Below are 20,522 nucleotides of genomic sequence, written 5' to 3'. Positions count from 1 at the left end.
GGGACCATCCGGATCTGCGAGGAGACACAACATGACGGCCAAGCGGAAGTCCCTGGCTACGACGGCGGCCTGCGTGTGCGCCGTCGTCGTGCTCGCGGGCTGCTCCCAGGACGGTGACATCAGGGCCAAGGGCGCCGCCGGGGAGCGGCAGGGGCCGGCGGCGACGGGCAGCGATTCCGGCGGATCACTGGCAGGTCTGAGCGCGGGGCAGATCGCCGACAAGGCGGTCGCCGCCACGAGGGCCGCCAAGTCGCTGACCATGGCCGGTCGGATCGAGAAGGACGGCGAGCCGGTCTCCGTCGACCTGGCCCTGGACTCCGGCGAGAACTGCACCGGCCGGCTGGGTGTCAAGGGAGGCAGGGCCGAGCTCCGCCAGGTCGACAGGGTCATGTACCTCAACGGTGACGAGCAGTTCTGGAGCGCGTCCCTCCAGCAGGGCTCGTCCACGTCTCCCGACGGCACCGACAACGGGGCCGTGGTCGAGCTCATGACGGGCCGCTGGATCAAGATGCCGATGGGGACCATCGAGGACATGGACCGTGTCTGCGACCTCAAGGCCATGTTCGCCCAGATGGACGTGGACGAGGCGGACCGGAAGCGGATGACCAAGGGCCCGGACGCGGTGGTCGACGGCGTGCCCACGGTGACCCTGGTGAAGAGGGAGCAGGGCAGGAGCACGACGGTCCACGTCGCCAAAGAGGGCAAGCCCTACGTCCTCAAGATCGTCAAGACCGGTGGCGACGAGACGGGCACGATCGTCCTCTCCGGGTACGACAAGCCGGTCGATGTCGAGGCCCCGTCGTCCGGCGAGGTCGTCGACCTGGAGAACCTGATCGGGGGCTCCGGACTCGGGTTCGAGGCGGGTGAGCAGCCGCGGACGGGGGACGACGCCGGCACGGACGGGGGCACCGGCACCGGGCCGGACATCGGGCTCGGGGCCGGGACGGGCACCGACCCGTATACGGGCGACGGCGGCGGGGGTGCCGGCACGGACGCCGGTGACGGGGCCGGCGCCGCCCCGGGGACCGCTCCGGACACAGGCTCGGGTACGGGCTCCGGCACCGGCTCGGGCACCGGCTCGGGCACGGGCTCCGACACCGGAACCGGGACCGACACCGGGCAGGACACCGGGCAGGACACCGGAACCGACCCGGGGACCGGGGCCACCGGTTCGGGCACCGGGACCGGCTCGGGAACCGGGACCGGGTCCGGCCGGGACTCCGGCTCCGGCGCCGGGACCGCCGCCGACGGCGAGAGCGACTCCTAGAGCCCGGCGGCCGCCAGGGCAGAACGCGCCTGCGCCGCCTCCCGCCAGGACATATGGGGACCACTGCTGTCAGTGGTCCCCATTAGCCTCTACGGGGTGACCGCACGCATCAGCGATCCGGAGCAGCTCAAGGAGCTTCTCGGCATCCCCTTCACCCCGGAGCAGACGGCCTGCATCACCGCGCCGCCCGCCCCGCAGGTCATCGTGGCCGGAGCCGGTTCGGGGAAGACGACGGTCATGGCGGCCCGGGTGGTGTGGCTCGTCGGCACCGGCCAGGTGGCCCCCGAACAGGTCCTCGGCCTCACCTTCACCAACAAGGCCGCGGGCGAGCTCGCCGAACGCGTCCGGACCGCTCTCGTCAGGGCGGGAGTGACCGATCCGGACGTGATCGACCCGGACAACCCCCCGGGCGAGCCCCGCATCTCCACGTACCACGCGTTCGCCGGACAACTCCTCAAGGACCACGGTCTGCGCATCGGGCTCGAGCCGACCGCCCGGCTGCTCGCCGACGCCACGCGCTATCAGCTCGCCGCCCGGGTGCTGCGCGAGGCCCCGGGGCCGTATCCGGCCCTCACCCGCTCCTTCCCGTCCCTCGTCAGCGACCTGCTCGCACTCGACTCGGAGCTCGCCGAGCACCTGGTGGCCCCCGGCCGGCTCGAGGCGTACGACGCGGAGCTGCTGCGGACCCTGGAGGGCGTCCGGCTGAGCAACGCCGACCTCCGAAAGGTGCCGGAGGCCGCGGAGGCCCGCCGTGAGCTGCTCGACCTGACGTCCCGATACCGCGCGGCCAAGCGGGAGCGTGATCTCCTCGACTTCGGTGACCAGATCGCGCTCTCCGCGGAACTGGCGCTCACCCGGCCCGAGGTGGGTGCCGTCCTGCGCGACGAGTGCAGGGTGGTCCTGCTCGACGAGTACCAGGACACGTCCGTGGCCCAGCGGCTTCTGCTGTCGGGCCTGTTCGGGCAGGGCACGGGCCACGCCGTCACGGCGGTCGGCGACCCCTGCCAGGCGATCTACGGCTGGCGCGGGGCGTCCGTCGCGAATCTCGACGACTTCCCGCTCCACTTCCCCCACGCGGACGGCACCCCCGCCGCCCGCCACTCGCTCAGCGAGAACCGCCGCAGCGGCGGCCGGCTGCTGCACCTCGCCAACGGTCTCGCCGCTCCGCTGCGCGCCATGCACGAGGGGGTGGAGGCACTGCGGCCCGCGCCCGGCGCCGAGCGGGACGGTCTCGTGCGATGCGCGCTGCTGCCGACGCACGCCGACGAGATCGCCTGGCTCGCGGACTCCATCGCGCACCTGGTCCGCACCGGCAAGGAGCCCGGCGAGATCGCGGTCCTGTGCCGTACCGCGGGCGACTTCCCGGAGATCCAGGGCGCACTGGTCGCCCGTGACGTCCCGGTCGAGGTCGTCGGCCTGTCCGGACTGCTGCATCTGCCGGAGGTGGCCGATCTGGTCGCGGTGTGCGAGGTGCTGCAGGATCCCGGTGCCAACGCCTCGCTCGTACGCCTCCTCACCGGTCCCAGATGGCGGATCGGCCCCCGTGACCTGGCGCTGCTCGGCCGCCGGGCACGGCTGCTCGTGCACCGCGCCACCGGGGACGAGGATCCCGACCGGCGTCTCGCCGCGGCGGTGGAGGGCACCGACCCCGCAGAGATCGTGTCGCTCGCCGACGCGCTCGACACGTTCCTGGAGTCGGCCGGTGGGGAGGACGACGGCCTTCCCTTCTCCGCGGAGGCCAGGGTCCGCTTCGCGCGGCTCGCCGCCGAACTGCGCGACCTCCGGCGCTCGCTGGCCGACCCGCTGATGGACGTCCTGCACCGGGTGCTGTCCACCACCGGCCTCGAGGTCGAACTGTCCGCCTCGCCGCACGCCCTGGCCGCGCGCCGCCGCGAGACCCTCGCGGGCTTCCTCGACACAGCCGCCGGTTTCGCGGCGCTGGACGGCGAGGCCACGCTGCTCGCCTTCCTGGGGTTCCTGCGCACCGCCGCGCAGTACGAGAAGGGGCTCGACAACGCGCTGCCCGGCGGTGAGAACACGGTCAAGGTGCTCACCGCGCACAAGTCCAAGGGCCTGGAGTGGGACGTCGTCGCCGTCCCCGGCCTCGTCGCCAAGCACTTCCCGAACGATCTGGCGCGCGAGTCCTGGACCTCCCAGTCCAAGGTCCTTCCGCACGCGCTGCGCGGCGACGCGGACACGCTGCCCGATGTCGGGTCGTGGGACGCGCGGGGCCTGAAGGCGTTCAAGGAGGCGATGAAGGACCACCAGCACACGGAGGAACTCCGCCTCGGCTACGTGACCTTCACCCGTCCGCGTTCGCTGCTCCTCGGCTCCGGGCACTGGTGGGGGCCCAGCCAGAAACGGCGGCGCGGCCCGTCGGCCTTCCTCCAGGCGCTGTACGAGCACTGTGCGCGGGGGTACGGCGAGATCGAGGTGTGGGCGGACGAGCCGGCGGAGGACGCGGAGAACCCCGCGCTCGGCTCGGCCACCGCGGACCATGTCTGGCCGCTGCCGCTCGACCCCGTCTCCCTGTCGCGCCGCCGTGCAGCGGCGGAGACGGTTCTGGCCCACCTCGACGCACTGGGGGCGGCGTCGGCCGCCTCCGACGAGGACGATGCGCGGGCGACCGCCGCCGGCGAGCCCGATGCGACGCCCGTCGAGCCCGACGAATGGGACTGGCCGACGGAGGCTCCGCCCGAGGACGACGCCCCGGGATTCGCTCCTGAGGACGACGCCCCGGAACACACACCTGGAGACGACGCCCCGGAACACGCTCCGGACGACCCCGCCGAGTCCCTGCTCGGTGCTTCCCCGGCAGTCACCGTCCCCCACCAGGCATCCCCGGTCGACGAGCCCTTCCCGGTCGACGAGCACCCTTCGCCGGACGAGCACTCCCCGCCGGACGAGCACTCCTTGTCCGAAGAGCACCCTTCGCCGGACGAACACTCACTGTCCGACGGCCCTGCCCGGCCGCGGAGCCTCACACCCGAAGAGGCCCGCGCCGTCGCCTCCTGGGACCGTGACCTCGACACCCTCGCCGAGGAACTCCGCCGTACCCGCGCGACCGTCCGCGACGTTCTCGTGCCGCCCTCCCTCTCCGCCTCCCAACTGCTCCGCCTGGCCGCCGACCCGGACGGCTTCGCCCAGGAACTGGCCCGCCCCATGCCCAGGCCGCCGCAACCCGCGGCCAGAAGAGGCACCCGGTTCCACGCCTGGGTGGAGTCGCGCTTCGAGGAGCTTCCGCTGCCCATGCTCGGCCCCGACGAGCTCCCGGGCGGCGCCGACGACCACGACATCGCGGACGAGCAGGACCTGGCGGCCCTCAAGGAGGCCTTCGAACGCACGCCGTACGCCCGCCGCACACCGCACCGAGTCGAGGCACCGTTCCAGTTCACGCTCGCCGGCCGGGTCGTCCGGGGCCGTATCGACGCCGTGTACCGGACAGGGGAGAGCACCTACGAGATCGTCGACTGGAAGACGGCGCGGAGCGGCAGAGCCGACCCCCTCCAGCTCGCGGTCTACCGCCTCGCGTGGGCCGAGCAGCACGGCATACCGCTCGACGCCGTGACCGCCACGTTCGTGTTCGTGCGCACCGGCGAGGTCGTACGTCCCACGGGCCTTCCCGACCGCGCCGGGCTGGAGCGCGTCCTGATGGGCGGGACGGCCGACGAGTCCGGTCACGGCGCCCGTTAGGCTCAGGAGCATGAGCGAGACCCCGGACAACGCCGTCCGTACGTACATCCAGCAGCATCGCGCCGCCTTCCTCGACGACCTCGCCGAGTGGCTGCGCATCCCCTCTGTGTCGGCACAGCCCGAGCACGACGAGGACGTACGGCGCAGCGCCGAGTGGCTCGCGGGGAAGCTCTCGGAGACCGGTTTCCCGGTCGCGGAGATCTGGCCCACACCCGGTGCCCCCGCGGTGTTCGCCGAGTGGCCCTCCGGCGACCCGGACGCGCCCACCGTGCTGGTCTACGGCCACCACGACGTGCAGCCCGCCGCCCGCGAGGACGGCTGGCACACCGACCCCTTCGAGCCGCGGATCACCGACGGCCGGATGTACGGCCGCGGCGCCGCCGACGACAAGGGGCAGGTGTTCTTCCACACGCTCGGTGTGCGCGCGCACCTCGCCGTCACCGGCCGCACCGCCCCCGCCGTCAACCTGAAGCTGCTGATCGAGGGCGAGGAGGAGTCGGGTTCCCCGCACTTCCGCGCCCTTGTCGAGCAGCATGCCCAACGGCTCGCCGCCGACGCCGTGATCGTCTCGGACACGGGCATGTGGTCGGAGACCACGCCCACGGTCTGCACCGGTATGCGCGGGCTCGCCGACTGCGAGATCACGCTGCACGGCCCCGACCAGGACATCCACTCGGGCTCGTTCGGCGGCGCCGTCCCCAACCCGGCCACCGTCGCCGCCCGACTCGTCGCCGCACTGCACGACGAGAACGAGCAGGTCACCGTCCCCGGCTTCTACGAGGGCATCGCGCCGCTCACCGACGCCGAGCGCGAGCTCTTCGCCGAGTTGCCCTTCGACGAGGAGACCTGGCTGCGCACCGCCAAGTCACACGGGACGCTCGGCGAGGCGGGCTACTCCACGCTGGAGCGCGTCTGGGCCCGCCCCACGGCCGAGCTCAACGGCATCGGCGGCGGCTACCAGGGCCCCGGCGGCAAGACGATCGTTCCGTCGTCCGCCCACCTCAAGCTGTCGTTCCGGCTGGTCGCGGGTCAGGAACCGGACAAGATCGAGCGCGCCGTCACCGACTGGGTCGCCTCCCGGATCCCGGCCGGCATCCGGCACGAGATCGTTTTCGGGGCCGCCACCCGGCCGTGCCTCACGCCCCTCGACCACCCGGCCCTCCAGTCGGTCGTACGGGCCATGGGCCGTGCCTTCGACGGCCACAAGATCCGTTTCACCCGCGAGGGCGGCTCCGGACCCGCGGCAGACCTCCAGGACGTGCTTGCCGCACCCGTGCTCTTCCTGGGCATCTCCGTACCGTCCGACGGCTGGCACGCACCGAACGAGAAGGTCGAGCTGGACCTGCTCCTCAAGGGCGTGGAGACGACCGCCCACCTGTGGGGCGACATGGCCGAAGCCCTTCGCTGAACACATTCACCGACGAGTCCGGGGGAGTTGGAAGAACCGTGAGCACCAACAGCTACGCCGATGCCGCAGGCCGCCCGATCAGCCTCACCGCGCCCAGCGGCATCGACCGGGAGGCGCACAACCGCCTCGACGAGGCATGGCTCGCGGCCGCGTGGAGCCACCCCACGACCCGTGTCTTCGTCGTCTCCGGCGGACAGGCGCTGATCGACGACACCCCCGACGGCCGCACCGAACTCGTGATGACCCCGGCCTTCGAGGCGCCCGTCACGGAGACCCACCGGTACTTCCTCGGCACCGACGAGGACGGGGTGCGCTACTTCGCCCTCCAGAAGGACGCCCTGCCGGGCCGTATGGACCAGTCGGCCAGAGCCGCCGGGCTGCGCGAGGCGGGGCTGCTGCTGTCCCCCCGCGACGCGGGGCTGCTGGTGCACGCGGTCGCCCTGGAGAACTGGCAGCGGCTCCACCGTTTCTGCTCCCGCTGCGGCGAGCGCACCGTCATCGCGGCCGCGGGCCACATCCGTCGCTGCCAGGCGTGCGGCGCCGAGCACTACCCCCGTACCGACCCTGCCGTGATCATGCTCGTCACCGACGACGAGGACCGTGCGCTCCTCGGCCGCCAAGTGCACTGGCCGGAGGGCCGCTTCTCCACGCTCGCGGGCTTCGTGGAGCCGGGGGAGTCGATCGAGCAGTCGGTGCGCCGCGAGGTCCGCGAAGAGGTGGGCGTCGACGTCGGTGAGGTCGAGTACGTCGCGAGCCAGCCCTGGCCGTTCCCCTCCAGCCTGATGCTGGGCTTCATGGCCCGTGCCACCTCGTCGAGGATCGACGTGGACGGCGAGGAGATCCACGAGGCGCGCTGGTTCTCGCGGGAAGACCTGCGGGCCGCGTTCGAGTCCGGGGAGGTGCTGCCTCCCTACGGGATCTCGATCGCGGCCCGCCTCATCGAGCTCTGGTACGGCAAGCCGCTGCCGAGGCCCGGAGATGTCGTCTGAGCGACCGTGACGGCTGCCGGACGGTCAGACGCCGACCTTCTGCTTGACCTGGGCGAGCGACGGGTTGGTCAGCGTCGACCCGTCCGGGAACAGCACGGTCGGCACCGTCTGGTTGCCGCCGTTCGCCTTCTCGACGAAGGCTGCCGAATCAGGGTCCTGCTCGATGTTGATCTCGGTGTACGCGATTCCCTCGCGGTCCATCTGGCTCTTCAGCCGACGGCAGTATCCGCACCACGTGGTGCTGTACATCGTCACAGTGCCCTGCATCGTCTTCTGCTCCTGGGTCTCGGGGCGGCGGTGTGTAATCACCTCCGGCTAGAACGTACGTGACCCGGAGACGATTCCCGGAGCGGCCGACCTGCATCGGTACGAAGAATGAGGCACCCCTGTGGACAACCGCCGCATCCTCCTCCGGCGACCTGGCAGCATGGCGGGGTGACAGCAGCAACGCACTCCTCCCTTTTCCCACAGGTCCCCGAGTCGGCGGACGCCGTGCTCGACGGGCTCGACCCCGAGCAGCGCGAAGTGGCGACCGCGCTGCACGGACCGGTGTGCGTGCTGGCAGGAGCCGGCACGGGCAAGACGCGCGCGATCACCCATCGCATCGCGTACGGGGTGCGCGCCGGAATACTCCAGCCCGCCAGTGTGCTGGCTGTCACATTCACCAACCGGGCCGCCGGTGAGATGAGAGGCCGGCTGCGCCAGCTCGGCGCGGGCGGCGTCCAGGCGCGTACGTTCCACTCCGCCGCGCTGCGTCAGCTGCAGTACTTCTGGCCGAAGGCGGTCGGAGGCGAGCTGCCCCGACTGCTCGAGCGCAAGATCCAGCTCGTGGCAGAGGCCTCCGCCCGCTGCCGGGTCCGCCCCGACCGCAACGAGCTGCGTGACATCACGGGCGAGATCGAGTGGGCCAAGGTCACCCAGACCGTTCCCGGCGACTACCCGGCGGCGGTCGCCAAGTCGCTGCGCGAGGCCCCGCGGGACCCGGCCGAGATCAGCCAGATCTACGCCATGTACGAGCAGCTGAAGCGCGACCGGTCGGTGATCGACTTCGAGGACGTGCTGCTGCTCGCCGTGGGCATCCTCCAGGACCGGCACGACATCGCCGACCACGTCCGCAGCCAGTACCAGCACTTCGTCGTCGACGAGTACCAGGACGTCAGCCCGCTCCAGCAGCGGCTGCTCGACCTGTGGCTCGGCGACCGGGACAATCTGTGCGTCGTCGGCGACGCCAGTCAGACGATCTACTCCTTCACCGGTGCCACCCCCGACCACCTGCTGAACTTCCGCACCCGCCATCCCGGCGCGACCGTGGTCAAGCTGGTCCGCGACTACCGCTCCACGCCGCAGGTCGTCCACCTCGCCAACGGCCTGCTCGGCCAGGCCCGCGGCCGGGCGGCGGAGCACCGCCTCGAGCTGATCTCCCAGCGCGACTCCGGCCCGGAGCCCGCGTACGTGGAGTACCCGGACGAGCCGGCCGAGGCGGAGGGCACCGCCCGCCGGATCCGCGACCTGATCGCCGCGGGTGTCCCGGCCGGCGAGATCGCCGTGCTGTACCGCATCAACGCCCAGTCGGAGGTCTACGAGCAGGCCCTGGCGGACGCGGGTGTGCCGTACCAGCTGCGGGGGGCCGAGCGGTTCTTCGAGCGCCAGGAGGTGCGCGAGGCCGGGGTCGCCCTGCGCGGCGCCGCCCGCGCGGGCGGCAACGACGCGCTGCTCGACGACGTGGAGGACCTGCCCTCCCAGGTGCGTGCGGTGCTGTCCACCAAGGGCTGGACCAGCGAGCCGCCCGCCGGATCCGGCGCGGTGCGCGACCGCTGGGAGTCGCTGGCCGCCCTGGTCCGCCTCGCGGAGGACTTCGTACGTGCCAGGCCGCAGGCGACCCTCGCCGATCTGGTGGCCGAGCTGGACGAGCGGGCGGCCGCCCAGCACGCCCCGACCGTCCAGGGCGTCACGCTCGCCTCCCTGCATTCGGCGAAGGGCCTCGAGTGGGACGCCGTGTTCCTGGTCGGCCTCACCGAGGGGATGATGCCGATCACCTACGCCAAGACGGACGAACAGGTCGAGGAGGAGCGCCGGCTCCTTTACGTGGGTGTCACCCGCGCCCGGCTGCATCTGAGCCTTTCGTGGGCCCTGTCGCGCGCTCCGGGCGGACGCGCCTCGCGTCGGCCGACCCGCTTCCTGAACGGCATCCGCCCAGGATCCGCTGCCGCGGGTCCGCGGACGGCGGGCGGGGCGGGCGGCGTCGAGCGCGGCGCCGGACGCCGCAAGCGGCGCGGCCCGGTCCTGTGCAGGGTGTGCGGGAAGACGCTGACGGACGCGGGCGAGATGAAGCTGATGCGCTGCGAGGACTGCCCCTCGGACATGGACGAGGCGCTGTACGAGCGGCTGCGGGAGTGGCGCTCGGTGCAGGCGAAGGAGCTGGGGCAGCCGGCCTACTGCGTCTTCACGGACAAGACACTGATGGCGATCGCGGAGGCCGTGCCGGGCGATGAGGCCGAACTGGCCGGGATCTCCGGGGTGGGCGGCCGCAAGCTCGACCGTTTCGGGGTCGATGTCCTCGCCATCTGCGCAGGTGACGAGCCTGGCGGGGGCGGCGAGGACGCTTGATACAAACTCGTCGAAAAAATAGTTTGCGCGCGCCCGTGCCAGCCCCATAGGTTCTTAACCACGGAAACAGCGGCTTCTCTGAAGCCCTGTCTTCGTGCTGTACTTATCCGAATAGCGTGACCGGCTCGTCCGGTCCCCTGAGACGCCGAGAGGAGGCGATTTCCAGTGATCAGCATCAAGCCCAGCTTCGTCAGCACCGCCAAAATGACCGATCTCTCGGTCGCCTCCGCCTGCTCGCTCGGCTTCTCGTCCGCGTTCCTCGCCACCGGTATGTCCGGCATTCCCGCCGCACTTCCCGTGTCCGGTCTGGGCGGTCTGCCCGTCCGCGAGCGCAATGAGCGACCGACCAAGGCACTGGAAGCAGGAGTAGCAGCGGCAGAGGCTCAGGCCTATGCCTTTGCGGCAGCCAGTGCCGAGACCGAGCAGCAGACGACGCAGCACCACACGAAGAAGTGGGCCTTCCGCGGGCTCGAACCCTGGAGTGATCCAGCCTGATACGGCATCAGGCCGGCGCCTTCAGGGCCGCGGAACCCCACCCGGGATCCGCGGCCCTTCTGTTTTCCCCAGCGGGAAGACGACGCGAAGGAGCCTCGGGACCAGAAGCACCCGGTACCAACTGCCACCCGGCCGACCGGCCGGAACGACCAGACGAGGAAATACACACCGTGCAACTCGAAGCGCACGCCCCGTCCGTACCGCCTTCCGAGACCACCTCCCCGCCCGCCCGTACCGAGGACTCCACCTTGACTCCCCTCACCGCGCTCACCGCGCTCGACGACGCCATCGAGAACCTGGGCGTACCCGTCCCGTGCCGCTCCTACGACCCGGAGGTCTTCTTCGCCGAGTCGCCGGCCGACGTCGAGTACGCCAAGTCCCTCTGCCGCACCTGCCCGCTGATGGAGGCCTGCCTCGCGGGCGCCAAGGAGCGGCGTGAGCCGTGGGGTGTCTGGGGCGGAGAGCTCTTCGTCCAGGGTGTGGTCGTTGCTCGCAAGCGGCCGCGTGGTCGCCCGCGCAAGAACCCGGTTGCGGCATGAACGCCCTCGGAACCATCGATCGACCCGTCACGCACGATCCCAAGAAGCTGGCCCCGATGACCTCTTCCACGAGCGAGCCGCAGGGCTCCGCCACCTCAGCTGTCAGCACCATCGGCGCGAACGCCTCGCGTCAGAACAGGACCCGCGAAATGCAACTCATCCCAGAAGCCCTGGCTCGTGCGCATATGCACGAGCGCCTGCGTGAAGTCGACGCGGAACGCCAGGCCGTGCGCCTGGTCGCCGCTCGACGCATGCAGCGCCGCGCCGAGCGCGTGTCGATGCGCGCTCGGCGCGCACTGGCCATGGCCGTCATGCACTGACGGCGAAGCTGTTCCCGCTGGGGCCGGCCCGTCCGGGCCGGCCCCAGCGGTGCGTTGTACCCGGACCGGACCGCCGGCGGCGCTATCGTCACCGGGTGGAACAGGACAGAACCTCTCCGCCGCGGGAGCCGGGCGGGGACAGCGTCGTCTGTGCCGGGTGCGGTGCCGTCGCCCAAGAAGTGCCGGTGACCTGGATCTGCTCGGTGGAGGACGGGGCCCGGCACTACTTCTGCGACGAGTGCGCCCGAGCCAACATCAGGGCCATCGAGGGCAGGCTGAACTCCGATTGGTGGTGACCATCCGTCGCACGACGGCCTGCCCACCTTTGGAGCGTGGGCGCCGTCGCCGTCGCTTCATCCGTGGCGTGACCGGACAGCTCCGCATCGGTCCCGGCCCCGGCCGGCCCCTCAGGCCTCCGCCTCGAGCACGGCCTCGATCGAGCTCTCCTCCTCCGGACCGGCTGCCTCCGTCAGAAAACCGGGCAGCCACTCCTCGAGCTCGGCCCGGAGCCGCACGGTCGCGTTCAGTTGGCAGAGCACGCCGATCGTGCTCAGCGTCACACGGTGTATCAGCAGGTAGGCGGGCGGAAGATTGAGCCGCTTGCCCAACTGGTATGCGGGAGAACGGACATCGGCGACCCGAGCGGCCTGAGCGCGAATCCAGCCGCGGGTGAAGGTGAACTCCTCCACCTGGGCCGGTTCGATGATCGGAAGCAGATAGTCCAGGACCGCGTCCGGGTCGAGGTCGATGGACTCCTTGACGAAGCCCTCCTCGCACAGCAGCCCGTAGACCGCTTCCGCCTCTCCCTCCAGGGTCATCCGCAGGCATTCGCCGATGGTGTCCGGGAGCCCGCCCGGCAGCCGGTCCACCGTGCCGAAGTCCAGGACTCCCAGACGAAGGCCCTTGCCGTCGTCGTCGGGAAGCAGCCGGAAGTTTCCCGGATGCGGGTCGGCGTGGAGAAGACCCGTGCGCGCGGGACCGGAGAAGAGGAAGCGCGCGAGCAACTGGCCGGCCTGGTCCCGCTCCTCGGGCGTTCCGTCGGCGATGACCTCGGCGAGCGGGATGCCGTCGATCCACTCGGTCACCAGGACCTGGTCGCTCTGGTGCACCACGTCCGGGACCACCACGCCGGGGTCGTCCGCGAATTCCGCCGCGTGCTCCCGCTGGGCCTGCGCCTCCAGCGCGTAGTCCAGCTCCTCGGAGACGCGGTCCCGCAGCTCGGAGATGAGGGGCTTGATGTCCATGCCCGGGATCAGCGGGCCCAACAGCCGGGCGAAACGGCTCAGTTGTGTCAGGTCGGAGAGCAGCGCCTCACCCGCTCCCGGGTACTGCACCTTCACGGCGACCTCGCGCCCGTCGTGCCACACCGCACGGTGCACCTGGCCGATCGACGCGGCCGCGGCCGGCTTGTCCTCGAAGCTCAGGAAAAGCTCGCGCCAGTCCTCGCCCAGGCGCTCCTCGAGCACCGAGTGGACCGTACGCGTCGGCATCGGAGGGGCCGCCTCCTGAAGTTTGGTCAGGGCTGCGCGGTAGGGGCCGGCGATCTCCTCCGGCAGGGCCGACTCGAAGACGGACAAGGCCTGCCCGAACTTCATCGCACCGCCCTTGAGCTCGCCGAGCACCTTGAACAGCTGCTCGGCCGTGCGCTGTTGCAGCTCCCGGGCCACGATCTCGGCGGACTTGCCCCCGATCCGCTTTCCCAGCCCCCATGTGGCGCGGCCCGCGAAGCCCAGCGGCAGCGCTGCCAGTTTGGCGGTCCGGGTGACCGCCTTCCGGGGAAGATCAGACATGCGCCCCTCCAATTCCCGACAGCCTGCCGCGTATGCCGACGGCGTTGCTCCGCCGACCGCGGTTACCCGTGCATTGTCTCGCGTGTCGAACCGACCGCCGAGGTGTGTCTCCTCTCACTTTTCCCCGCCGCACCGCAGAGACAGTCGAGGTGGGGCGTGATCCGTTCGGATCGCCAGGACAGTTGGGGCAAAGAGATCTCCCACCTGTGGCCGGTGCTCGCCGGTGCGCCGCCGTCGAGGAACGAGAGTGAGTGACAGGCTGCCAGTCCCGAGACGGCCGCGGCCAGCGCGACGTCGCAGGCGGCCACGGTCCCGCGTCGGCCGGAGCGCCACTGGGCGAGCAGCCGTGGCCTGCCCGGATCGGCCTCCGCCCGGCCCCGCTCCATGCAGCCCGCGCACGCCGTGCAGCCCGGCAGCACCAGGGGGCCGACCACGCCGGTGGCCTCGACGACTCCCGTGTACAGGTGGGGGATGCCGGTCGAGATCCAGTCCTCCGCGTCGGCGAGGGCGGGCGCGTACGCGGCCAGCCCGTCGCGCGGCGCCACGACGACGAGGCTGAGTCCCGGCTCCGCGCCGGCCCGGTCCTGAGTCCTGGCGGTGCGCGGGGGCCGGTCGGGAGCGGCTCGCCGGACCAGCCGGCGAGCCGCCGTGTCCCTGCGGTCCCCGACCGCGTCCGCGGGCAGGCCGCCCGGTGACACATCGCCCGGGTCCGCGTATCCGCCGTCCAACACCTCGACACGCCCCACGCCGGCGGCCGAGAGGGTCGCGGCGATCGCCGCTCCCACCCGCCCCGCCCCGCGCACCTGGACCCGTATGGCACGCCGGGCCGCGACGCGGCCCGCCGCACCACCCGGCTCGGGGTGGACCACGGAGAGCGAGGCGATGTCCGGCCGCAGCCGGTCGTGGACCGCGGTCCGTCCGCGCAGGGCGGTGGCCGCCGGGCCACCCGCCGTCGGGTCGTCGAGGAGGCCCGCCGCCGTCAGACGGTCCACCAGCGCTTCCGCCCTGCCGTCGGGCAGCCCCATGGCCCGCGCTTCCTCTCGCAGCAGTGGAAGGCCCCGCGTCCCGTCCAGCAGCTCCATCAGAGCACCGGTCGCCGTGTCCACCGGACCAAGGGTGACCGCGTGCGCGGGCGTCACCCCGAACTGCACGGACTGGCGGTCCCGCCATGCCCGCCGCAAGGCAGGCTTCATCATCGGATGCATATCCGCTTCCCCCGTCGGTCATTGCCGGACGGCTCATCTCCGAGCCGTTTGTCGATCCGTTGTCAGAATGCGGGTTCGCGGTGACGCGTGTGAAAAGTTGTCCACAGGTGTGGTGTATTAGTCGTTCAAATAGTGCAGCCATGGAGTGGATCGCAGGTGAAGCGTTCCGCAGACGGGACTTCTCGGGCGGCCAGCGGGTAACGTCGGGGCGTGCCCCACGACCCTCCCCCTCACCTTCCCGGGGAGACCTCGCCGCGCAGCGCGGGAGGTCAGCAGCGCAGCGCCCCACGCCACACGCCCCGCGGTCCGGGGACGAGCGCGGTCGAGGTCCGTCGCAGTGCCCGGCGCAGCAGGACGGTGTCCGCCTACCGCGAGGGCGATCGCACGATCGTGCTGATCCCCGCGCGGATGTCGGAGGCGGAGGAGCGGCGCTGGGTGGGCGTCATGCTCGACAAACTCGAGGCGCAGGAGAGCAGGCGTGTCCTCGGTGACGCCGAATTGGCGGAGCGTGCGGAGCGGTTGTCCGCCCAGTACTTCGAAGGGCGTGCCAGACCGGCTTCCGTACGCTGGGTGACGAACCAGAACACCCGCTGGGGTTCCTGCACTCCGGCGGAGGGCAGCATCCGGCTCTCCCACCGGTTGCAGGGGATGCCCGAGTACGTGGTGGACTACGTCCTCGTCCACGAGTTGGCCCACCTGCTCGTTCCCGGTCACGGGCCCGACTTCTGGCGGCTGCTCGAGGCGTACCCCCGTACCGAGCGTGCCCGCGGCTATCTGGAGGGTGTCGTGGCCGCCGATCGGCTGCCGCATCTGCCCACCGCGCGCGGAGAGTGACTGTCGACGTTCCTGTACCGAACGTGTACCGGCTTGGCCCAATCCCACGCTAAGCGGTTAGCCTGACGCGACGCATTCAATTCGGGATGGGGGACGGTCGTAACGCATGGCCAGGGAATTCCAACGCGGCCACAAGGCCAAGATCAGTGATCTCACTCCGGGAACGGATCTGTACGTAGGTGTGCAGATCGCCGCTCCCGGTCTGACCTTCGACATCAGCTGCTTCGGACTGGATGCCAACGAGCAACTGTCCGACGACCGGTACTTCATCTTCTTCAATCAGCCGAAGTCGCCGGAGGAGTCCGTCCAGCTGCTCGGCGCGCAGTCCGGCGACACCGAGTCGTTCCGCGTCACGCTCGACTGCATCCCGGCGAACATCCACAAACTCTCCTTCACCGCCACGATCGACGGTGCCGGCCAGATGTCGCAGATCGGCCCCGGGTACATCCGCATCGTCGCGGGCGGCGAAGAGGTCGTCCGTTACGCCTTCACCGGCTCGGAGTTCACGACCGAGCGCGCGGTGATGCTGGGTGACTTCTATCTGAAGGACGTGTGGCGTTTCGCTGCCGTCGGCCAGGGGTTCGACGGCGGCCTCGAGGCGCTGCTGAAGAACTTCGGCGGCGAGGTCGCGGAGGAGCAGCCGGCCGCACAGCAACCCCAGGGCGCGGCACCGTCGTTCGCGCCGCCCCCGCAGGCACAGGCGCCCGCGCCGGGCTTCGGCGCGCCGGCGGCTCCGCAGGCCCCCCAGGCACCTCAGCCCGCGCCCGCGTTCGGTGCGCCGGCCGCCCAGGCTCCGGCCCCGCCCGCTCCCGTCGCGCCGCAGAATCCGCAGATGCACGCCGCGCCGACGATGGCCGCGCCGATGACCCCGCCGATGACCCCGCCGGCCGGGACCGTGCCGCCGCCCGCGCCGTCCCCCTACGGGCAGCCGCCGCAGCAGCCGCAGTTCGGCCAGGTCCCGGGGCAGGCTCCAGGACAGGTGCCCGGCCAGGCTCCCGGCCAGATGCCGGGCCAGATGCCGGCACCGGGCATGCCGTCGCCGTACGGCCAGCAGGCGCCGGGCCCGTACGGCCAGCAGCCTCCCGGGCAGCACCCCGGCATGCCGCAGGGCGGTGTGCCCCAGGGCGCGCCCCAGGCCGGCGCCGGTCTGCAGGCAGCCCTGCAGCCGTACCGCGAGACGGCCACGGGCCAGCGTTGGACCCCGCAGAACCAGCAGCTCATGCGGGTCGACCTGACCATGGGCGGCACGCCCGTGCTGGCCCGCCAGGGCAGCATGGTCATGTACCAGGGCAAGGTCGACTTCGGTTACAAGGGAGCCGGTTTCGCGGGCCGTGTCGTCGGCAACGCCACCGGCCAGGAAATGCAGCTGATGCGCTGCAGCGGACGAGGACAGGTCTTCCTCGCGGAGGAGGGCGCGCATCTGCACTCCATCGAGCTGCAGGGCGACGGGATCTGCGTCTCCGCGGAGAACGTCCTCGCGTTCGACGAGTCCCTGCAGCACGAGGTCCGCCGCATCGAGGGCCACGGCATCCCCGGTGGCGCGCTGTTCACGATGATGTTCCAGGGCACGGGCACGGTCGTCGTCAAGACACACGGCATCCCCGTCGTCCTGCCGGTCACGCCCACCACGTTCGCCGACTGCAACGCGGTCGTCGCCTGGTCGGCGGCCTCGCAGGTCATCCTCTCCAGCCAGGTCCGGCTGCGCCGCAACGCGTATCCGGGACACAGCGGCGAGACCGTGAACCTGCAGTTCCGGGGAGCCCCCGGCAACTTCATCGTCGTCCAGCCGTACGAGGTCTGAGGGAGCCCGGACTATGAACCAGCAACTCGCGGGCTTCGCCCCGACTCCGATGGCGGCCCGGATGGAGAACCACGGCCGCACCATGCTCAAGGTCGCCATGGCCACCGGCCAGGACCTGTACGCGCGCACCGGCTCGATGGTCGCCTACGAGGGCTTCGTCCAGTACGAGCCCAATCCGCCCGCCGTCCGTCAGATCGCCGCCCAGTGGGTCACGGGCGAGGGCGCACCCGTCATGAAGTGCTCGGGTGACGGCCTGCTGTACCTGGCCGACTACGGGGCGGACGTCGTCGTCATCAATCTCAACAACGACTCCCTCTCGGTCAACGGCACCAATCTGCTCGCCTTCGACGCACACCTCAAGTGGGGCGTGGAGAAGGTCAAGGGTCTGGCCAAGTTCGCCGGTCAGGGCCTGTGGAACGTGGAGATCGCGGGCACCGGCTGGGTCGCGCTGACGTCGCGTGGCACGCCGATCGTGGTCGACTGCGGCCGCGGCGAGGACGAGACGTACGTCGACCCCGACGCGCTCGTCGCCTGGTCCCCGAACCTGAAGGTGAAGGGCAAGCGCAGCTTCAAGGCCTCGTCGCTCATCGGGCGGGGCAGCGGAGAGGCGTACCAGATGGCCTTCTCCGGCCAGGGAATCGTCGTCGTACAGCCGAGCGAGGACAGTACCGACCGCCTGCGGATCCGGCACTGAGGGGGAGCGAGAACACATCATGCAGAGCCCGCTTTTCAGTTACGCAGAACAGCAGAGCCAGGACCGGTACGTCGTGCAGAACCCGCAGTTGCTGCGGGTGTCGCTGACCGGACACGACGACATCCTCGCCCGCAAGGGCGCCATGGTGGCCTACCAGGGCCTGGTGGACTTCGACGGCGAGTACCAGACGAGCAGCCAGCGCCGCGCCCGTGCCAACACCGGTGAGGGTCTCGACCTGATGCGCTGCTCCGGGCAGGGCACCGTCTACTTCGCCAACCTCGCGCAGTACATCCATGTGGTGGACGTCGACCAGGAGGGCATGACGGTCGACAGCGCGTACGTCCTGGCGCTCGACTCCACGCTGCACACCGAGGTGATCGCGGTGGACAGCCAGTACGGCATCTCCGGGTCCGGCAAGTACCAGCTCAACATCTCGGGGCGCGGCAAGGTCGCACTGATGACCTCCGGCCAGCCGCTGATGATGCAGGTCACCCCGGACAAGTACGTCAACGCCGACGCTGACGCCATCGTCGCCTGGTCCACGGGCCTGCGGGTGCAGATGCAGGCGCAGACGCACTCCTCGGGCGTGCGCCGGCGTCGCGGCAACACCGGAGAGGGCTGGGAGCTCAGCTTCCTCGGCCAGGGCTTCGCCCTGGTGCAGCCGAGCGAGGTCATGCCGCCGCAGAACGCGGATCTCGGGCAGGGCGTGCGCGCGCAGTTCGGAGTCGGCCAGCACGGCTCCCACGCCCAGAACCAGAACAACGCCTGGAACTAGCTGTTCTGTCCCGGCACGGGTACGGGTAAGGGGCGGTCGCCCATGGCGGACCGCCCCTTACCCGTGTACGCGTCGTCCCCGTCAGAGCAGAGCCCGTGTGCGCTCCATGAGCCGTACGACGGAGGCGTCGGCAACGCCGGCGACCTCGTCGTACCGGAACCAGCGAAGATCCAGCGACTCGTCGCTGATCGCCGGGGCCGCCCCGGCCGGGGCGAGCGCCGCGTACTGAACGTCCAGGTGCCAGTGGCACGGTCCTGGGATCGGGTGCCGGTCCAGAGTGACCGGGCCGCCCGGCAGCAACGTCAGACCGGGCACACCCGACTCCTCCTCCGCCTCACGCAGTGCTGCCGCGGCGAGGGTCGGGTCGTCCGGCTCGCAGTGGCCGCCCATCTGCAACCACATGCCGAGCTTCCGGTGCAGGGTCAGCAGCACCCGCCCGCGCTCCGGGTCGATCACCAGGGCGCTGGCCGTCAGGTGCCCGGCGCGACAGGACTTCCACATCCCGTCGGGGTGGGCCGCCAGATGGTCCAGGTATGTCTGCCGCAACTCCGTCTGCCGCAGCTCCGTCCGGTCCTCTCGGCCGTCATAGCCCTTCAGCACCAGGACGGCGTCGTCGTGGAGGCTCACTTGTCGGTGTCGTCCTCGTCCTCGTCCCCGCCCGTCCCGGAGGCGCGGCCCTCGCCAGAGGCACCGGCGTCGTCAGCGGCGGCGGGCCGCTCCTTGTCGAGCTTCGGCCCCTTGCCGCCGGCCGCCTCACCGAGCATTTTGTCCAGCTCGGAGAAGTCCAGCTGCTCACGGTGGACGAAGCCGTCCGGGTCGTCGAGGTCGGTGGCCGTCGGCAGCATGTCAGGGTGCTCCCACAGAGCGTCCCGCCCGTCCATGCCACGGGCGTCCGTGAGGGATGCCCACAGCCGCGACGCGTCCCGCAGCCTGCGCGGACGCAGCTGAAGGCCGATCAGCGTCGCGAAGGTCTGCTCGGCGGGGCCACCGGAGGCGCGCCGCCTGCGCAGCGTCTCGCGCAGCGCGCTCGCGGACGTCAGCCGGGACGAGGCGGCCTCGTGCACCACCGCGTCGACCCAGCCCTCGACCAGCGCGAGCGCCGTCTCCAGGCGGGCCAGCGCGGCCTTCTGCTCCGCCGTGTCCTCCGGCTGGAACATTCCCTGCTGGAGTGCCTCCTGGAGCTGCTCGGGATGCGTCGGGTCGAACTGGCCCACCACGTCCTCGAGCTTGGAGGTGTCCACCTTGATGCCCCGGGCGTAGCCCTCGACCGCGCCGAACAGATGCGACCGCAGCCACGGCACATGGGCGAAGAGCCGCTGGTGGGCGGCCTCCCGCAGGGCCAGGTAGAGCCGCACCTCCTCCCTAGGCACCCCGAGGTCCTTGCCCAGCGCCTCCACGTTCAGCGGGAGGAGAGCGGCCTTGCCTGCCGGGCCGAGGGGCAGGCCGATGTCGGTCGATCCGACCACTTCACCGGCGAGCACACCGACGGCCTGTCCGATCTGCTGACCGAACATGGCACCGCCCATCGAACGCATCATCCCGATCAGCGGGCCCGCCATGGCCTGCATCTCCTCGGGCAGCACGTCGCCCATCGCGAGGCCGACACGCTCCGCGACCGGGTCGACGAGCTGCTGCCAGGCAGGCAGCGTCGCCTCGACCCATTCGGCGCGGCTCCATGCCACGGCGGTGGTCGCACCGGACGGCAGGGACGTCGCGCCGTCCAGCCACAGGTCGGCCAGACGCACGGCCTCCTCGACAGCGGTCCGCTCGACCGGTCCGACGCTCGCGTCCTTGGTGCCGTCCGGGGAGCCCTGGGAAACGGTCTGGCGCGCGATCTGCTTGGCCATGTCCCAGTTGACCGGGCCGCCCTCGTAGCTCAGCATCTGGCCGAGCTGCTGGAAGGCCGCACCCAGGTCGTTCGGGTTCAGGGAGCCGAACATGGCCGCGAAGGGGTTGTCCCCGCCGGCACCGAAACCGAACCCGAAGGGGTCGGCCGGGGACCCACCGGAGCCCTGGCCACCTTCGCCGGGATTCTTCTTCTTGCCCTCGTCGCCGTCTTCCGGCTCCTCCGGCGGAAGGCCGAATCCGAATGGGGTGTCACTCAC

General features: G+C 71.2%; 18 protein-coding genes. 13 read left to right on the top strand and 5 right to left on the bottom strand.

Translation table 11 applies throughout. The features are described from left to right. The first annotated feature begins 31 nt into the window (after positions 1–31). The 4 genes from ACFYV1_RS27255 to nudC all read left to right on the top strand — a co-directional run bounded on the left by ACFYV1_RS27255 (position 32) and on the right by nudC (position 7,357). The gene (locus ACFYV1_RS27255; protein WP_389398222.1) at positions 32–1,267 is read left to right on the top strand and encodes a hypothetical protein; all 1,236 of its coding nucleotides are present in this window, start codon (positions 32–34) and stop codon (positions 1,265–1,267) included. A gap of 96 nt (positions 1,268–1,363) precedes the next feature. After that, the gene (locus ACFYV1_RS27250; protein ID WP_389398221.1) at positions 1,364–4,960 is read left to right on the top strand and encodes a UvrD-helicase domain-containing protein; all 3,597 of its coding nucleotides are present in this window, start codon (positions 1,364–1,366) and stop codon (positions 4,958–4,960) included. Between the two features lie 10 nt (positions 4,961–4,970). Further along, positions 4,971–6,368 carry a dipeptidase gene (locus tag ACFYV1_RS27245; RefSeq protein WP_389398220.1) on the top strand — a complete coding sequence of 466 codons (1,398 nt, stop codon included), beginning with the start codon at positions 4,971–4,973 and terminating at the stop codon, positions 6,366–6,368. A 38-nt stretch (positions 6,369–6,406) separates the two neighbouring features. Beyond that, positions 6,407–7,357, top strand: a complete 951-nt coding sequence (gene nudC, locus ACFYV1_RS27240; protein ID WP_389398219.1) for an NAD(+) diphosphatase — start codon at positions 6,407–6,409, stop codon at positions 7,355–7,357. A gap of 24 nt (positions 7,358–7,381) precedes the next feature. Here nudC and ACFYV1_RS27235 read toward each other — a convergent pair whose 3' ends face one another. Continuing rightward, positions 7,382–7,624, bottom strand: coding sequence for a mycoredoxin (locus ACFYV1_RS27235; protein WP_004925982.1), 243 nt, complete (start codon positions 7,622–7,624; stop codon positions 7,382–7,384). 108 nt (positions 7,625–7,732) lie between these two features. Between ACFYV1_RS27235 and ACFYV1_RS27230 the strand changes: the two genes are divergently transcribed. The 5 genes from ACFYV1_RS27230 (at position 7,733) to ACFYV1_RS27210 (ending at position 11,614) form a co-directional block, all read left to right on the top strand. Beyond that, a complete protein-coding gene (locus tag ACFYV1_RS27230; RefSeq protein ID WP_389398218.1) occupies positions 7,733–9,964 on the top strand; it encodes an ATP-dependent DNA helicase UvrD2 in 2,232 nt (743 codons plus the stop codon). Between the two features lie 165 nt (positions 9,965–10,129). Further along, positions 10,130–10,459, top strand: a complete 330-nt coding sequence (locus tag ACFYV1_RS27225) for a hypothetical protein (RefSeq protein WP_389398217.1) — start codon at positions 10,130–10,132, stop codon at positions 10,457–10,459. A 170-nt stretch (positions 10,460–10,629) separates the two neighbouring features. Next, complete coding sequence (locus tag ACFYV1_RS27220) at positions 10,630–10,998, top strand: WhiB family transcriptional regulator (protein WP_389398216.1); 369 nt, start codon at positions 10,630–10,632, stop codon at positions 10,996–10,998. Beyond that, positions 10,995–11,318, top strand: a complete 324-nt coding sequence (locus ACFYV1_RS27215) for a hypothetical protein (RefSeq protein WP_389398215.1) — start codon at positions 10,995–10,997, stop codon at positions 11,316–11,318. The genes ACFYV1_RS27220 and ACFYV1_RS27215 overlap by 4 nt, the downstream gene beginning before the upstream one ends. A gap of 95 nt (positions 11,319–11,413) precedes the next feature. Continuing rightward, entirely contained in the window at positions 11,414–11,614 is a 201-nt protein-coding gene (locus tag ACFYV1_RS27210) for a hypothetical protein (RefSeq protein WP_389398214.1), read from the top strand. A 111-nt stretch (positions 11,615–11,725) separates the two neighbouring features. Here the strand turns inward: ACFYV1_RS27210 and ACFYV1_RS27205 are convergent, their stop codons facing one another. Together ACFYV1_RS27205 and ACFYV1_RS27200 are read right to left on the bottom strand one after the other, a co-directional pair. Then, positions 11,726–13,108 (bottom strand): ABC1 kinase family protein, encoded by a 1,383-nt coding sequence (locus tag ACFYV1_RS27205; protein WP_389398213.1) that lies wholly within the window; start codon positions 13,106–13,108, stop codon positions 11,726–11,728. Positions 13,109–13,170: 62 nt separating this feature from the next. Next, a complete protein-coding gene (locus ACFYV1_RS27200; RefSeq protein ID WP_389398212.1) occupies positions 13,171–14,313 on the bottom strand; it encodes a ThiF family adenylyltransferase in 1,143 nt (380 codons plus the stop codon). 210 nt (positions 14,314–14,523) lie between these two features. On the opposite strand from ACFYV1_RS27200, the gene ACFYV1_RS27195 reads away from it, so the two are divergent. From ACFYV1_RS27195 to ACFYV1_RS27180, 4 genes are all read left to right on the top strand, one after another. Then, positions 14,524–15,147, top strand: coding sequence for a M48 family metallopeptidase (locus ACFYV1_RS27195; RefSeq protein WP_389398211.1), 624 nt, complete (start codon positions 14,524–14,526; stop codon positions 15,145–15,147). Positions 15,148–15,253: 106 nt separating this feature from the next. Continuing rightward, positions 15,254–16,948: a TerD family protein gene (locus tag ACFYV1_RS27190; protein WP_389398210.1), complete on the top strand. Its 1,695-nt coding sequence runs from the start codon at positions 15,254–15,256 to the stop codon at positions 16,946–16,948. Between the two features lie 13 nt (positions 16,949–16,961). Then, complete coding sequence (locus tag ACFYV1_RS27185) at positions 16,962–17,642, top strand: AIM24 family protein (protein WP_389398209.1); 681 nt, start codon at positions 16,962–16,964, stop codon at positions 17,640–17,642. A gap of 19 nt (positions 17,643–17,661) precedes the next feature. After that, a complete protein-coding gene (locus ACFYV1_RS27180) occupies positions 17,662–18,417 on the top strand; it encodes an AIM24 family protein (protein ID WP_389398208.1) in 756 nt (251 codons plus the stop codon). A gap of 81 nt (positions 18,418–18,498) precedes the next feature. Here the strand turns inward: ACFYV1_RS27180 and ACFYV1_RS27175 are convergent, their stop codons facing one another. After that, positions 18,499–19,044 carry an NUDIX hydrolase gene (locus tag ACFYV1_RS27175; RefSeq protein ID WP_389398207.1) on the bottom strand — a complete coding sequence of 182 codons (546 nt, stop codon included), beginning with the start codon at positions 19,042–19,044 and terminating at the stop codon, positions 18,499–18,501. After that, the gene (locus tag ACFYV1_RS27170; RefSeq protein ID WP_389398206.1) at positions 19,041–20,522 is read right to left on the bottom strand and encodes a zinc-dependent metalloprotease; all 1,482 of its coding nucleotides are present in this window, start codon (positions 20,520–20,522) and stop codon (positions 19,041–19,043) included. The genes ACFYV1_RS27175 and ACFYV1_RS27170 overlap by 4 nt, the downstream gene beginning before the upstream one ends.

This window comes from Streptomyces sp. NPDC003023, from assembly GCF_042888225.1.
Lineage (GTDB): Bacteria > Actinomycetota > Actinomycetes > Streptomycetales > Streptomycetaceae > Streptomyces.
This window is presented reverse-complemented; position numbering and strand designations above follow the sequence as displayed.

Coding starts and splice junctions, on each gene's coding strand:
- ACFYV1_RS27190 (WP_389398210.1), top strand. CDS start 15,254: ATGGCCAGGGAATTCCAACGCGGCCACAAGGCCAAGATCAGTGATCTC.
- ACFYV1_RS27230 (WP_389398218.1), top strand. CDS start 7,733: ATGAGGCACCCCTGTGGACAACCGCCGCATCCTCCTCCGGCGACCTGG.
- ACFYV1_RS27235 (WP_004925982.1), bottom strand. CDS start 7,624: ATGCAGGGCACTGTGACGATGTACAGCACCACGTGGTGCGGATACTGC.
- ACFYV1_RS27215 (WP_389398215.1), top strand. CDS start 10,995: ATGAACGCCCTCGGAACCATCGATCGACCCGTCACGCACGATCCCAAG.
- ACFYV1_RS27200 (WP_389398212.1), bottom strand. CDS start 14,313: ATGCATCCGATGATGAAGCCTGCCTTGCGGCGGGCATGGCGGGACCGC.
- ACFYV1_RS27255 (WP_389398222.1), top strand. CDS start 32: ATGACGGCCAAGCGGAAGTCCCTGGCTACGACGGCGGCCTGCGTGTGC.
- ACFYV1_RS27185 (WP_389398209.1), top strand. CDS start 16,962: ATGAACCAGCAACTCGCGGGCTTCGCCCCGACTCCGATGGCGGCCCGG.
- ACFYV1_RS27245 (WP_389398220.1), top strand. CDS start 4,971: ATGAGCGAGACCCCGGACAACGCCGTCCGTACGTACATCCAGCAGCAT.
- ACFYV1_RS27180 (WP_389398208.1), top strand. CDS start 17,662: ATGCAGAGCCCGCTTTTCAGTTACGCAGAACAGCAGAGCCAGGACCGG.
- ACFYV1_RS27205 (WP_389398213.1), bottom strand. CDS start 13,108: ATGTCTGATCTTCCCCGGAAGGCGGTCACCCGGACCGCCAAACTGGCA.